The organism is Streptomyces sp. PTL18 (assembly GCF_059510295.1).
This window is the reverse complement of record NZ_JCAJZO010000027.1, coordinates 15,342-28,307: the sequence shown is the minus strand read 5'-3', so window position 1 is coordinate 28,307 and position 12,966 is coordinate 15,342. Positions and strand designations below refer to the sequence as shown.

Below are 12,966 nucleotides of genomic sequence, written 5' to 3'. Positions count from 1 at the left end.
GGGTTCGGGGGGCGCCCCCCGTCGAATGGCTGCACGCTGGTCCTCCGGTGCTGTGTACGGGCCTCGTCGGCTGGTACGGAGCCTTACGCGGCGGCGGCGAGCTTGGCTGCCGAGTCCGCGTCGACGCAGGCCTGGATGACCGCGTCGAGGTCGCCGTCCAGGACTTGGTCCAGGTTGTACGCCTTGAAGCCGACGCGGTGGTCCGAGATGCGGTTCTCCGGGAAGTTGTACGTGCGGATCTTCTCGGAGCGGTCGACGGTGCGGACCTGGCTGCGCCGGGCGTCGGCGGCCTCCTTCTCCGCCTCCTCCTGCGCCATGGCGAGCAGCCTGGAGCGCAGGATACGCATCGCCTGCTGCTTGTTCTGCAGCTGGCTCTTCTCGTTCTGGCAGGAGGCGACGACACCGGTCGGAATGTGCGTGACGCGCACCGCGGAGTCGGTGGTGTTGACGGACTGGCCGCCGGGGCCGGACGACCGGTAGACGTCGATCCGGAGGTCGTTCGGGTTGATCTCGACGTCGACCTCCTCGGCCTCCGGAGTGACGAGCACACCGGCCGCGGAGGTGTGGATACGGCCCTGGGACTCGGTCGCGGGCACGCGCTGCACACGGTGCACCCCGCCCTCGTACTTCAGCCGGGCCCACACGCCCTGGCCGGGCTCGACCTGGCCGCGGGCCTTCACCGCGACCTGGACGTCCTTGTAACCGCCCAGCTCGGACTCGGTGGAGTCGATGATCTCGGTCTTCCAGCCGACGCGCTCGGCATAGCGCAGGTACATGCGCAGCAGGTCGCCGGCGAACAGGGCGGACTCGTCGCCGCCCGCGCCCGCCTTGATCTCGAGGATGACGTCCTTGTCGTCGCTGGGGTCGCGCGGGACGAGCAGCAGGCGCAGCTTCTCGGTCAGCTCCTCGCGCTGCTTCTCCAGCTCCTTGACCTCGGCGGCGAAGTCCGGGTCGTCGGCGGCGAGTTCGCGTGCGGTCTCGATGTCGTCGCCGGTCTGCTTCCAGGAACGGTACGTGGCGACGATCGGGCCGAGCTCGGCGTAGCGCTTGTTCAGCCTGCGTGCGCCCGCCTGGTCGGCGTGGATCGACGGATCCGCGAGCTTCTTCTCCAGGTCGGCGTGCTCGCCGACCAGTTCCTCGACCGCCTCGAACATCTCCGGCTCCCTGAAATGCCCCCAGCCCGGCCGGGCCACGGGGACGTGTGTACGACAAACAAAGGCTGCACCGCAAAGCGCCGGCCCCGGTGCCCCCGGCCAAGGGGGCACCGGAGACCGGCGCTGTGGGCTCGCTACTTCTTGGCAGCGGCAGCCTTGCCGAAGCGGGCCTCGAAGCGGGCCACACGGCCACCGGTGTCGAGGATCTTCTGCTTGCCCGTGTAGAACGGGTGGCACTCGGAGCAGACCTCGGCCCGGATGGTGCCGGACTCGATGGTGCTACGGGTGGTGAACGACGCGCCGCAGGTGCAGCTGACCTGCGTCTCGACGTACGCGGGGTGGATGTCGCGCTTCAAGGTGTCTCCTAGTTTCCGGGAGGGCGCCGGGTCGCAACCGCGGGATGCGGGAGCGTGAACCGGAGCCGACGTACCAGTCTGCCAGGACTGGCGCCATCCCCCAAAACCGGGGGGACGGGCAGGATATTCCCCGGGCGGCTCGACTGCGGGCAGTCGTGCCTCCTCCATCCGGAGCCTCGGGGGCCCGGGGTCCCCGGGGCGGCACGGGCGGGCGCCGGGGGACCCCTGCTCGAAGAGCCCGGAGGAGGCGCCCCGTGGCGCCGGGCCGCGCAGCCGCCTCCCGGGCGGCCTCACCCCCGGGCGCGCCTCAGGACGAGGTCAGGACGTCCTTGGCTTCCCCGGTGGCCGTCCCGCGGGTCGCCGCCGCCGGGATCGGCCGGTCGTCTCTCAGGGCGTTCCACACGAGCCGGGCCTTGGCCTCGTCCAGCAGCACCCGGTTCGGGTCCGCGGTGTCGTACTGGACCGGCATCGTCACCATGTTCAGGTGGGAGGAGCCGATGCCCTTCAGCCCCTCGGCGAACGACGCCAGGTCCTTGACGGAGGCCAGGTCGGAGTCGGTGGTGACGGACTTCGTCGCGGTGTCGGCGAGGTCGTACAGCTTCTTGGGGCTGGTCAGGACGCCGACGTGCTCCACCTGGTTGACCAGGGCCTTGAGGAACGCCTGCTGGAGCTGGATGCGCCCGAGGTCGGAGCCGTCGCCCACGCCGTGCCGGGTGCGGACCAGGCCGAGCGCCTGCTGTCCACCGAGGGTGTGCGTGCCGGCCTTCAGGTCGAGGTGGCTGTTCTTGTCGTGGATGTCCTTGGTGGTGGTCACCTGGACGCCGCCGAGGGTGTCGATCAGTTTCTCGAAACCGGCGAAGTCGACCTCGACGTAGTGGTCCATGCGGATGCCGGTGATCGACTCGACGGTCTTCACGGCACAGGTGGCGCCGCCGACGGAATAGGCCTCGTTGAACATGGACCCGGGGGCCGCGGCGTGGGTGACGCCCTTGGGGTCGGTGCACGCGGGGCGGTCGACGAGGGTGTCGCGCGGTATGGAGACGACACTGGCCTGCTTGTGACCCCTGTACAGGTGCACGATCATCGCGGTGTCCGACCGGCCGGTGCCGTCGTCGGTGCCGCCGCCCAGCTTCCGGTTCGCACCGGAACGGGTGTCCGAGCCGAGGACCAGGATGTTCTCGGAGCCGTTGTCGACCTTGCCGGGCCGGTCGCTGCCGAGCGCCTGGTCGATGTCGACGCTCTTGATGTTGCCGTTGAGCTTGAAGTACAGGTAGCCGGCGCCCGTGCCGCCGAGCAGCAGGATGCCCGCCGCACTCCAGGCGGTGACCAGGACCGCCCTGTGTCCGGCGCTGCGGGGCCTGCGACGGCGGCCCTTGCCGTCGCGGCGCGCAACCGGCGTCGTGGCCGCGCCGGGTATGCCGGCGTCCGGCGTGCTCTCGGAAGGCATGTGCTCCTCAGTCCTGGCGGCCTCTCATTGCTCCATGGTCGCCCCGTCGGTGAGACGGAGAAACCGGAGCAAGAGTTGCACAACGCAGAGTGTCCAGGACGTGGCCCGGCAAACACGCAGGGTCGCTCCAGGGTGGGGAGTGCACGGCTCACCTGCGGTTTTTCACGTACGGGGTCATAGTGCCCGTACCACCCACAACCGCTTGGTTGTGGCATAGATCTCGCCGACGCACGCGCGGGCCGCCCCGGTGCACAGGCAACGGCACACAGGGCCGTCCGTCGTACCCGACGGGACGGCCCTGTGTGCCGTGGACGATCTGCTCAGTCGCCGTTGCCGGGCGCCGGAGTCGTCTTCTGGATCTGCATCAGGAACTCGACGTTCGACTTGGTCTGCTTCATCTTGTCGAGGAGCAGCTCGATCGCCTGCTGCTGGTCGAGCGCGTGCAGCACCCTGCGCAGCTTCCAGACGATGCCGAGCTCCTCGGCGCCGAGCAGGATCTCCTCCTTGCGGGTACCGGACGCGTCCACGTCCACCGCGGGGAAGATGCGCTTGTCGGCGAGCTTCCGGTCGAGCTTGAGCTCCATGTTGCCGGTGCCCTTGAACTCCTCGAAGATCACCTCGTCCATGCGGGACCCGGTGTCCACCAGGGCGGTGGCGAGGATGGTCAGCGAGCCGCCGTCCTCGATGTTGCGGGCCGCACCGAAGAAGCGCTTCGGCGGGTACAGGGCCGTGGAGTCGACACCACCGGACAGGATGCGGCCGGAGGCCGGGGCGGCGAGGTTGTACGCGCGGCCCAGACGGGTGATCGAGTCGAGCAGCACGACCACGTCGTGGCCCAGCTCCACGAGACGCTTGGCGCGCTCGATGGCCAGCTCCGCGACCGTGGTGTGGTCCTCGGCCGGGCGGTCGAAGGTCGAGGAGATGACCTCGCCCTTGACCGACCGCTGCATGTCGGTGACCTCTTCCGGACGCTCGTCGACGAGGACGACCATCAGGTGGCACTCGGGGTTGTTGTGCGTGATCGCGTTGGCGATCGCCTGCATGATCATGGTCTTGCCGGTCTTCGGCGGGGCCACGATCAGACCGCGCTGGCCCTTGCCGATCGGCGAGACCAGGTCGATGATGCGGGTGGTGAGCACGCCCGGGTCCGTCTCCAGGCGGAGGCGGTCCTGCGGGTAGAGCGGGGTCAGCTTGTTGAACTCCGGGCGGCCGCGGCCGTGTTCGGGCGCCATGCCGTTGACGGAGTCCAGGCGGACCAGCGCGTTGAACTTCTCCCGGCGCTCGCCCTCCTTGGGCTGACGGACCGCACCGGTGACGTGGTCACCCTTGCGCAGGCCGTTCTTGCGGACCTGGGCGAGGGAGACGTACACGTCGTTCGGGCCCGGCAGGTAGCCGGAGGTCCGGATGAACGCGTAGTTGTCGAGGATGTCCAGGATGCCCGCGACGGGGATCAGGACGTCGTCCTCGGCGAGCTGCGGCTCGGCGATCTCGTCGCGGCCACGACGGCCACGGCGGTCGCGGTAGCGGCCGCGGCGGCCACGGCGGCCGCCGTCGAAGTCGTCGTCGTCCTGGGGGCCGGTGTTGCGGTCCTGACGGCCGCCGCCCTGCTGCTGGCCCTGCTGCTGACGGTCCTGACGGCCGCCGCCCTGGCCCTGCTGCTGGTCGTCGCCCTTGCCGCCACGGCGGTCGCGGTCGCGGTCACGGCCGCGGTCGCGGCGGTCACGGCGGCGGCCCTCGCCACCGTCGGCGGCGTCGGCCTTGGCGCCGTCGCCCTGCGGCTGGGCCTGCTGGGGCTGGGCCGGGGTCTCGGCCTTCGGCTCGCTCTGCGCCTCGGCGGCAACCGTCTCGGGGCTGCCGGCCTCGGCGGTGGCGCGGCGCCGGCGGCGCTCGGCCGGGGCGCCGTCACCGGCTCCCTGGCCGGGGATCTCGATCTGCTGCTGGGCCACGGCCTGCTCGGCGGCCTTGTCGGCCTTGCCGGTCTTGGGCTCGGCCGCGGCGGCGTCGTCGCCGGTGCGCGTCCTGGAGGTGGCCCGGCGCTTGGGCTTGGTCTCGGTGGCGGTGTCGGCCTTGGCGGCCGGGGCACCACCCCCCGCCTGCGCCTCCTTGATGACCTCGATCAGCTGGCTCTTGCGCATGCGCGCCGTGCCCCTGATCCCGAGGCCGGATGCGACCTGCTGCAGCTCGGCCAGCACCATGCCCTCGAGGCCGGTACCGCGGCGCCGCCGGGACCCGGCACCGGTGGCAGGCGCGGAGGCGTCCGTGGCGGGCGCGGCAGCGGTGTCCTCGACACGTGCGCCCATCAGATCGGTGGTGTCGCTCACGAAGGGTCCTTCCCTGGAGCGGACGTCGGCCTGTCTGGCTCGGCGACCGGTTGTGCTGTCCGGCTTCGGTCCGGTTGGTGTGGACCGTGCCGGTGCGGTGGTCCGCCAAAGCGGCGGAGGAGATTTCTGGTGATTGGCGCTTCCCGAAGCCGTGACACCCGGTTTTGTGTCACGCGGCTCGGTCACGCCGATTCCGGAGCGTGCTCTGCAATCCGCTCGGTGTCCGCGTACGACGTACGGCTCAGGTACGTGATACGGAACACAGGGCGGCTTGGGAAGCTCCCGGAAGAATGTCGGTCCCGGACGGGGGACACGAAGCACCTCGCCATGGCGGGGTCGGGTGCAGACTTGAGGTTAACACTACCGGATCCAACAAACATTCCCCCTCTCGAAATCCGGCAACCGTGTGTCAGGGCGCAAGCGGCAGCACGCTCGCTCCCTGGCTGTCCAGCTCGAGCCGGTTGGCGGCCCAGCCCTCGCCCGCCAGGTCGGCCACCTTGTCCGCGCTCGCGCCGTCGGCGAGCGCCAGGACCGTGGGGCCGGCGCCGGAGATGACCGCGGGGACGCCGTCCGCTCGCAGCCGCTCCACCAGCGCGGTGCTCTCCGGCATGGCCGGGGCGCGGTACTCCTGGTGGAGGCGGTCCTCGGTGGCGGGCAGCAGCAGCTCGGGGCGCCTGGTGAGGGCCTCGACGAGCAGGGCGGCGCGGCCCGCGTTGGCGGCGGCGTCGACGTGCGGCACGGTGCGCGGGAGCAGTCCGCGCGCGGTCTCGGTCAGCACCGGCTTCCCGGGGACGAAAACCACCGGAACGATGGAATCCGCGGGGTCCATGCGGATCGCACGGGCGGCGCCGCGTTCCATCCAGGAAAGGGTGAAGCCGCCGAGGAGGCAGGCCGCGACGTTGTCGGGGTGGCCCTCGATCTCGGTGGCGAGCTCCAGCAGCGCCGTGTCGCCGAGCCGGGTGTCGCCGCCTATGGTCACGGCACGGGCGGCCACGATGCCGGCGCAGATGGCGGCGGAGGAGGAGCCGAGGCCGCGGCCGTGCGGGATGCGGTTGGCGCAGACGATCTCCAGGCCCCGCGGTTGCCCGCCGAGGGCGTCGAAGGCGGCGCGCAGGGACCGCACGAGGAGGTGGCTCTCGTCCCGCGGGAGGGTCTCGCCGCCCTCACCGGCGATGTCGATGTGCAGCCCGGAGTCGGCCACCCGGACGACCACGTCGTCGTAGAGCCCCAGCGCGAGTCCGAAGGCGTCGAAGCCCGGACCGAGGTTGGCGCTGGTGGCGGGGACGCGCACCCGGACGGCGGCGGCGCGGAACGCTGGACCGGCCATCGCTCGTTGACTCTCCTTGAGCTGCGTGATCGTCGAATGACATTCGATGACGTACCAAGGGCCCGAAGGCCGCGAAGGCGGCGCGGCACCACGGCACATGCGGCTGCGGCATATGCGGTGGGCGGGTTCAGTACAGCCTATCGAAGGAAGGTTCTGTGGCGACATAGGGCGCACAGGAGGCGCACGATGCGTGTCGTATTCCCCATGTGCACCCTCTGTCGGGCGCCCGTAAGGCTTATCCCCCGGAAAGGGCCTGGTTACGCGAGCCCGAGCCGCTCGGCGGCGGTCGCCGCGTCGACCGGGACGGTGACCGGCTGCGGGGCGCCCGCGACGGCCCAGTCGGGGTCCTTGAGGCCGTTGCCGGTGACGGTGCAGACGATGCGCTGCCCGGGGTCGACCTTGCCCTGCTCGGCGGCCTTCAGCAGACCCGCCACGGACGCGGCGGACGCGGGCTCCACGAAGACGCCCTCCTGCGCGGCCAACAGCCGGTAGGCGCGCAGGATCTCACGGTCCGTCACCTCGTCGATGAGCCCGCCGGACTCGTCCCTGGCCCGGAGGGCGTACTGCCAGGACGCCGGGTTGCCGATGCGGATGGCGGTGGCGATGGTCGAGGGGTCCTTGACCACCTCGCCGCGCACGATCGGCGCGGAGCCGGAGGCCTGGAACCCCCACATGCGCGGGGTGCGCCCGGCGACCCGGTCGGCGGCGTACTCCTGGTAGCCCCTCCAGTAGGCCGTGATGTTGCCCGCGTTGCCGACCGGCAGGACGTGGATGTCGGGGGCGTCACCGAGCATGTCGACGATCTCGAAGGACGCGGTCTTCTGCCCCTCGATACGCACCGGGTTGACCGAATTGACCAGCGCCACGGGGTAGTTGTCGCTGAGCGCCCGGGCGAGGGTCAGGCAGTCGTCGAAGTTGCCGTCGACCTGGAGGATCTTCGCGCCGTGCACCAGGGCCTGGCCCATCTTGCCGAGCGCGATCTTGCCCCGCGGCACGAGCACGGCCGACACCATGCCGGCGCGCACGGCGTAGGCGGCGGCGGAGGCGGAGGTGTTGCCGGTGGAGGCGCAGATGACGGCCTTCGCCCCCTCCTCCTTGGCCTTGGAGATGGCCATGGTCATACCGCGGTCCTTGAAGGACCCGGTGGGGTTGGCGCCCTCCACCTTGAGGTGGACCTCACAGCCGGTGCGCTCGGAGAGCACCTGCGCGGGCACGAGCGGCGTGCCGCCCTCACGGAGCGTGACGACCGGCGTGCTGTCGGACACCGGCAGCCGGTCCCGGTACTCCTCGATGATTCCGCGCCACTGGTGGGTCATTGCTGGTTACTCTCCTTCAACCCGCATGATGCTGGCGACACCCCGCACGGTGTCGAGCTTGCGCAGCGCCTCGACGGTCCCGCTGAGCGAGGCGTCGGACGCTCGGTGGGTGACGACGACGAGGGAGGCCTCGCCGTCCTTCCCCTGCTGGCGAACCGTATCGATCGAGACGTCGTGCTCGGCGAAGACGGTGGCGACCTGGGCGAGAACACCCGGTTTGTCGGCGACGTCCAGGCTGATGTGGTAGCGCGTGACGACGTCGCCCATGGGCGACACGGGCAGGGCCGCGTAAGCGGATTCCCCAGGTCCGGTCGCCCCGCTCAGCCGGTTGCGGCAGACGGCGACGAGATCACCGAGGACGGCGGAGGCGGTCGGCGCGCCGCCGGCCCCGGGCCCGTAGAACATGAGCTGACCGGCGGCGTCGGACTCCACGAACACGGCGTTGTACGCGCCGCGCACGGAGGCGAGCGGGTGGGTCAGCGGAATCATGGCGGGGTGCACGCGCGCGGTGACCGAGCCCCCGTCGGCGGCCCGCTCGCAGATGGCGAGCAGCTTGATGGTGCAGCCCATCTGCTTGGCGGAGGCGAAGTCGGCCGCGGTGACCTCGGTCATGCCCTCGCGGTAGACGTCGTCGAGACGCACGCGCGTGTGGAAGGCGATCCCGGCGAGGATGGCGGCCTTGGCGGCCGCGTCGAACCCCTCGACGTCGGCGGTGGGGTCGGCCTCCGCGTACCCGAGGGCGGTGGCCTCGTCGAGGGCCTCCTGATACCCGGCGCCGGTGGAGTCCATCTTGTCGAGGATGAAGTTGGTGGTCCCGTTGACGATGCCGAGCACCCGGTTGACCTTGTCGCCGGCCAGGGACTCGCGCAGCGGCCGGATCAGCGGGATGGCACCGGCGACGGCGGCCTCGTAGTACAGGTCCTTGCCGTGCTCCTCGGCAGCCGCGTGAAGGGCGGCCCCGTCCTGGGCGAGGAGGGCCTTGTTGGCGGAGACCACCGACGCCCCGTGCGCGAAGGCGGTGGTGATGAGGGTCCGGGCGGGCTCGATGCCGCCGATCACCTCGACGACCACGTCGATGTCCCCCCGTTTGACGAGGGCGGTGGCATCGGTGGTGACGAGGGCGGAGTCGATGCCCTCCCGCACCTTGGAGGGCCGCCGCACGGCCACGCCCGCGAGCTCCACGGGCGCGCCGATCCGCGCGGCGAGGTCGTCCGCGTGCGTCGTCATGATGCGCGCCACCTCTGAGCCGACAACCCCACAGCCCAGCAGCGCCACCTTCAGCGGACGCGTACGCATCATCCGACCTCGTTTCCTCATGCGGTCTACGGTTGGACCAGTCTCACTCACCGGACGGGACTTTCTGCCCTTGGTCCGGATCGTGAGACGTTCATTTCATTTTGTCAGCGGCGGAAGACCGGAAGATCTTCCGCCGGGTCCGTGGGCTGCGCGGGGCGGGCCTCATCCGACGTCGAGGCGCAGCAGATCCTCCTCCGTCTCGCGGCGGACGACGACCCGGGCCTCCCCGTCTCCCACGGCGACGACGGGCGGGCGGAGCGCGTGGTTGTAGTTGCTGGCCATGGACCGGCAGTACGCACCCGTCGCAGGTACGGCGATCAGATCACCGGGCGCGAGGTCGGCGGGCAGGAAGGCGTCCCGCACCACGATGTCCCCACTCTCACAGTGCTTGCCGACGACACGGACCAGCATCGGCTCCGCCTCCGAGGTGCGCGAGGCCAGGCAGACGCTGTACTCGGCGTCGTAGAGCGCGGTGCGGATGTTGTCGGACATGCCGCCGTCGACGGAGACGTACGTGCGCAGCCCCTGGAGCGGCTTGATGGTGCCGACCTCGTAGAGGGTGAAGGCGGTCGGCCCGACGATGGCGCGCCCCGGCTCCACGGAGATACGGGGCGTGCGCAGGCGGGCGCCCTCGCACTCACGGGAGACGATCTCGGTCAGGGCCTTGGCGATCTCGTGGGGCTCCCGGGGGTCGTCGTCGCTGGTGTAGGCGATGCCGAGGCCGCCGCCGAGGTCGATCTCGGGCAGCTCGACACCGTGCTCGTCCCGTATGTCCTTGAGCAGCCCCACAACGCGGTGGGCGGCGACCTCGAACCCGGACATGTCGAAGATCTGCGACCCGATGTGGGAGTGAATCCCGATGAGTTCGATCCCGTCGAGCTGAAGGGCACGCCGCACGGCCTCGGCGGCCTGCCCGTCGGCGAGCGGGATGCCGAACTTCTGGTCCTCGTGGGCGGTGGCGATGAACTCGTGGGTGTGCGCCTCGACACCGACGGTGACACGGATCTGGACCCGCTGCCGCTTGCCGAGGGAGGAGGCGATGTGCGCGACGCGCACGATCTCCTGGAAGGAGTCGAGAACGATCCGTCCGACCCCTGTCTCGACGGCGCGGGTGATCTCTTCCGGGGACTTGTTGTTGCCGTGGAAGGCGATGCGCTCGGCGGGCATGCCGCCCGCGAGGGCGGTGGTGAGCTCACCACCGGAGCAGACGTCGAGGTTGAGCCCTTCTTCGTACAGCCAGCGCACGACGGCCCGGGACAGGAATGCCTTCCCGGCGTAGAAGACGTCGGCGTCCGGTCCGAAGGCGGTGCGCCAGGCGCGGGCGCGGGCCCGGAAGTCGGCCTCGTCGATGAAGTAGGCGGGGGTGCCGAACCGCTCGGCGAGCGTCTTGACGTCGATACCGCCGATGGTGAGGACGCCGTCGGCGTCACGGTTGACGGTCTGGGCCCACACCTTCGGGTCGAGGGCGTTGAGGTCGGCGGGCGGGGCGGAGTAGTGCCCCTCGGGCAGGACGTCGGCGTGGCGGGGCCCGGCGGGGTGTGCGGAACGGCTCATGGCGGGTCTGGGCTTTCTCGCGGGTCTCAGAGGTAGTCGGGTGCGCTGATGCCGAGCAGGGACAGGCCGCCGGCCAGCACCGTCCCGGCGGCTTCGGCAAGGGCGAGCCGGGCGCGGTGGGCGGCCGAGGGTTTCTCCTCGCCGAGCGGAAGAACGGTGTGCTGAAAGGCGAGCAGCCCGTCGGCGACGGCGACGAGGTGTCGGGCGAGCCGGTCGGGCGCACGGTGCGCGGCCGCCTGGGCGAGGGCGGTGGGGTACTCGGCGAGGGCGCGGGTGAGGCGGGCGGCGGTCGCGTCGGGTACGTCGCCGGGGGCGGCCTCGAATCCGAGTCGGGCGGCGCCGCGGGCCAGGGCGCGGGCGCGGGAGTGGGCGTAGCGGACGCGGAAGAGGGGGTTGCTCTCGCGCTGGAGCAGGTGGTCGGCCGTGATCCGGGGCCGGTCGTGGGCGGCGGGGTGCAGAAGGGCCCAGCGGGCGGCGTCGGGACCGAGGGGGGTGGGGTCCTCCGGCGCCGGGACGGGGCGCAGGTCGACCGGTTCGTCGGGGCGGGCGTGATCGACTTCGACGCGGCCGCCCTGGGTGCCGATGATCCGGACGAGGGCGTCTGCCACGACTTCGGCGCGGATGTCGTAGGGGACACGGAGGGGGACGACGGTGCCGTCGAGGGCGGCGCTGTGGCCGTAGGCGTTGCTGTCGTCGTCCAGGACCTGCCGGACGAGTGCGGCGGTGGCGGTGCCCTGGTCGAGGTGGATGTTGAGGAATCCGGGCCCGGTGATCTCGACGTCGGCGACACCGGCGGTGCCGCGGAGGTGGGGGCGGAGGATCTCGGCGACCTGGAGGGCGGAACGCCCGGCGGGCCGGGCCAGCTGAAGGGCGATGCCGGTGGCGTAGTCACCGCGGCCACCGGGCCCGGGCGGGGTCACTACGACCCGTTCGGGCACGGGCACGCTGAGTTCCCCCACGTCAACGGCACGACGCACCGCGCGCAGCACGGTGCGGGACAGCTCGACGGGGGTCACGGGGACAAGGGTAGGGGAGGAGGGGGGTGGGTATGCGAGTCGGTTTGCGGTGTGGTCCGGGATGCGGACGGTGCCGGGGGTGCGGGTGCGCGTGCCGGTGGTGCGGTGCCGGTGGTGCGGGAGGGCACTCAGACGTTCGGTTGCCCGGCGTGGGGCGCGTGGCCGGCGGCCTCGACGCGATCGGCGACGTCGACGGCATCGGAGTCGGACGCGCCGTCGACCTCTTCACCACCTTCGAGGAACGCACCGGCCTGCTGAAGCCCGCCGAGCCCGTCGACCTGCTGCTGGTGCTGCTGGTGCCGCAGGTCCTGCCGACTGACCTGAGGGCCGCGCTCGATCAATTCCTGGACGACCCGGACGAGTTCGGACGGCTCGAAGGGCTTGGCGAGAAAAGCGTCGACGCCGACATCGAGTCCGCTCTCGACCTCGGACTGCGTACAGGCACTGATGAGGGCGAGGGGCAGCTTGCGGGTCCGGGGGTCGGCACGCAGCCGCGCAGCCGTCCGCAGCCCGTCGAGCCGGGGCATGACGACATCCAGGGTGACGACATCGGGCCGCACCTGATGGACGACGTCCAGACACTCGGCACCGTCGGCGGCGGTCACGACCTCAAGACCCTCCAGCTCGAGGTTGACCCTGATCAGCTGCCGGATGACCTTGTTGTCGTCCACAACAAGCACCCGGCCGGACGCGCCTGGCACAACTCGAGAGTAGGTCGAGCCGAGGGGTCGCGTCCGGGTTTTCCCCACTTCCACCCCGTCCGGGCGAGCCGCGGCGACGTAGCCCCCGGTAATCCGTTCATGACCACCACGAGTGAGCTGGTAGGGTTCTACCCGTCAGCGCAACAGCGCGAGACACGCCCCCGTAGCTCAGGGGATAGAGCAACGGCCTCCGGAGCCGTGTGCGCAGGTTCGAATCCTGCCGGGGGCACCCTGTATGAGGTGCCCAAAGACCCCGTCACCAGCGGAAACGCTGCGGTCGGGGTCTTCGTGTATGTGCAGGCGGACGCCGCCGAAAGCAGCCGTTTGCCAGTGATCACGTAATGGCGACGTAATGATCTTGACGGGTATCGCGGCAGGTCAACGACTGTTCCGAGGAACGGTAGCTTGCACAAAGGTGGGCCCGCTGACACAAGATCGCCGTGTGCATCTGGACTCCGCGCCAACTTTGGTTTGAAGG

General features: G+C 70.9%; 10 protein-coding genes and 1 tRNA gene. 1 reads left to right on the top strand and 10 read right to left on the bottom strand.

The features are described from left to right. Positions 1-83: 83 nt before the first annotated feature. The 10 genes from prfA to AC5WS8_RS32790 all read right to left on the bottom strand — a co-directional run bounded on the left by prfA (position 84) and on the right by AC5WS8_RS32790 (position 12,458). On the bottom strand, positions 84-1,154 hold the full coding sequence (prfA, locus tag AC5WS8_RS32835; RefSeq protein ID WP_496107150.1) for a peptide chain release factor 1: 1,071 nt from the start codon (positions 1,152-1,154) through the stop codon (positions 84-86). Between the two features lie 134 nt (positions 1,155-1,288). Next, positions 1,289-1,510: a 50S ribosomal protein L31 gene (gene rpmE / locus AC5WS8_RS32830; protein ID WP_103838593.1), complete on the bottom strand. Its 222-nt coding sequence runs from the start codon at positions 1,508-1,510 to the stop codon at positions 1,289-1,291. A gap of 307 nt (positions 1,511-1,817) precedes the next feature. After that, positions 1,818-2,957, bottom strand: coding sequence for an LCP family protein (locus tag AC5WS8_RS32825; protein ID WP_496107149.1), 1,140 nt, complete (start codon positions 2,955-2,957; stop codon positions 1,818-1,820). A gap of 320 nt (positions 2,958-3,277) precedes the next feature. Beyond that, positions 3,278-5,278 carry a transcription termination factor Rho gene (rho, locus tag AC5WS8_RS32820; RefSeq protein WP_496107148.1) on the bottom strand — a complete coding sequence of 667 codons (2,001 nt, stop codon included), beginning with the start codon at positions 5,276-5,278 and terminating at the stop codon, positions 3,278-3,280. A 409-nt stretch (positions 5,279-5,687) separates the two neighbouring features. Next, entirely contained in the window at positions 5,688-6,605 is a 918-nt protein-coding gene (thrB, locus tag AC5WS8_RS32815) for a homoserine kinase (RefSeq protein ID WP_496107147.1), read from the bottom strand. A gap of 257 nt (positions 6,606-6,862) precedes the next feature. After that, on the bottom strand, positions 6,863-7,921 hold the full coding sequence (gene thrC, locus AC5WS8_RS32810) for a threonine synthase (RefSeq protein WP_496107146.1): 1,059 nt from the start codon (positions 7,919-7,921) through the stop codon (positions 6,863-6,865). A gap of 6 nt (positions 7,922-7,927) precedes the next feature. Further along, positions 7,928-9,217: a homoserine dehydrogenase gene (locus tag AC5WS8_RS32805; RefSeq protein WP_496107215.1), complete on the bottom strand. Its 1,290-nt coding sequence runs from the start codon at positions 9,215-9,217 to the stop codon at positions 7,928-7,930. A gap of 162 nt (positions 9,218-9,379) precedes the next feature. Continuing rightward, complete coding sequence (lysA, locus tag AC5WS8_RS32800; RefSeq protein ID WP_496107145.1) at positions 9,380-10,771, bottom strand: diaminopimelate decarboxylase; 1,392 nt, start codon at positions 10,769-10,771, stop codon at positions 9,380-9,382. Positions 10,772-10,797: 26 nt separating this feature from the next. Continuing rightward, positions 10,798-11,787, bottom strand: a complete 990-nt coding sequence (gene nrtL, locus AC5WS8_RS32795) for an ArgS-related anticodon-binding protein NrtL (RefSeq protein ID WP_496107144.1) — start codon at positions 11,785-11,787, stop codon at positions 10,798-10,800. A 128-nt stretch (positions 11,788-11,915) separates the two neighbouring features. After that, entirely contained in the window at positions 11,916-12,458 is a 543-nt protein-coding gene (locus AC5WS8_RS32790; protein WP_496107214.1) for a response regulator, read from the bottom strand. A 187-nt stretch (positions 12,459-12,645) separates the two neighbouring features. On the opposite strand from AC5WS8_RS32790, the gene AC5WS8_RS32785 reads away from it, so the two are divergent. Beyond that, a tRNA-Arg gene (locus tag AC5WS8_RS32785) sits at positions 12,646-12,717 on the top strand. Positions 12,718-12,966 lie beyond the last annotated feature (249 nt).

Excerpts from the sequence above, each read along its gene's own strand:
- prfA (WP_496107150.1), bottom strand. The coding sequence starts at position 1,154 with ATGTTCGAGGCGGTCGAGGAACTGGTCGGCGAGCACGCCGACCTGGAG.
- AC5WS8_RS32825 (WP_496107149.1), bottom strand. The coding sequence starts at position 2,957 with ATGCCTTCCGAGAGCACGCCGGACGCCGGCATACCCGGCGCGGCCACG.
- thrB (WP_496107147.1), bottom strand. The coding sequence starts at position 6,605 with ATGGCCGGTCCAGCGTTCCGCGCCGCCGCCGTCCGGGTGCGCGTCCCC.
- thrC (WP_496107146.1), bottom strand. The coding sequence starts at position 7,921 with ATGACCCACCAGTGGCGCGGAATCATCGAGGAGTACCGGGACCGGCTG.
- AC5WS8_RS32805 (WP_496107215.1), bottom strand. The coding sequence starts at position 9,217 with ATGCGTACGCGTCCGCTGAAGGTGGCGCTGCTGGGCTGTGGGGTTGTC.
- lysA (WP_496107145.1), bottom strand. The coding sequence starts at position 10,771 with ATGAGCCGTTCCGCACACCCCGCCGGGCCCCGCCACGCCGACGTCCTG.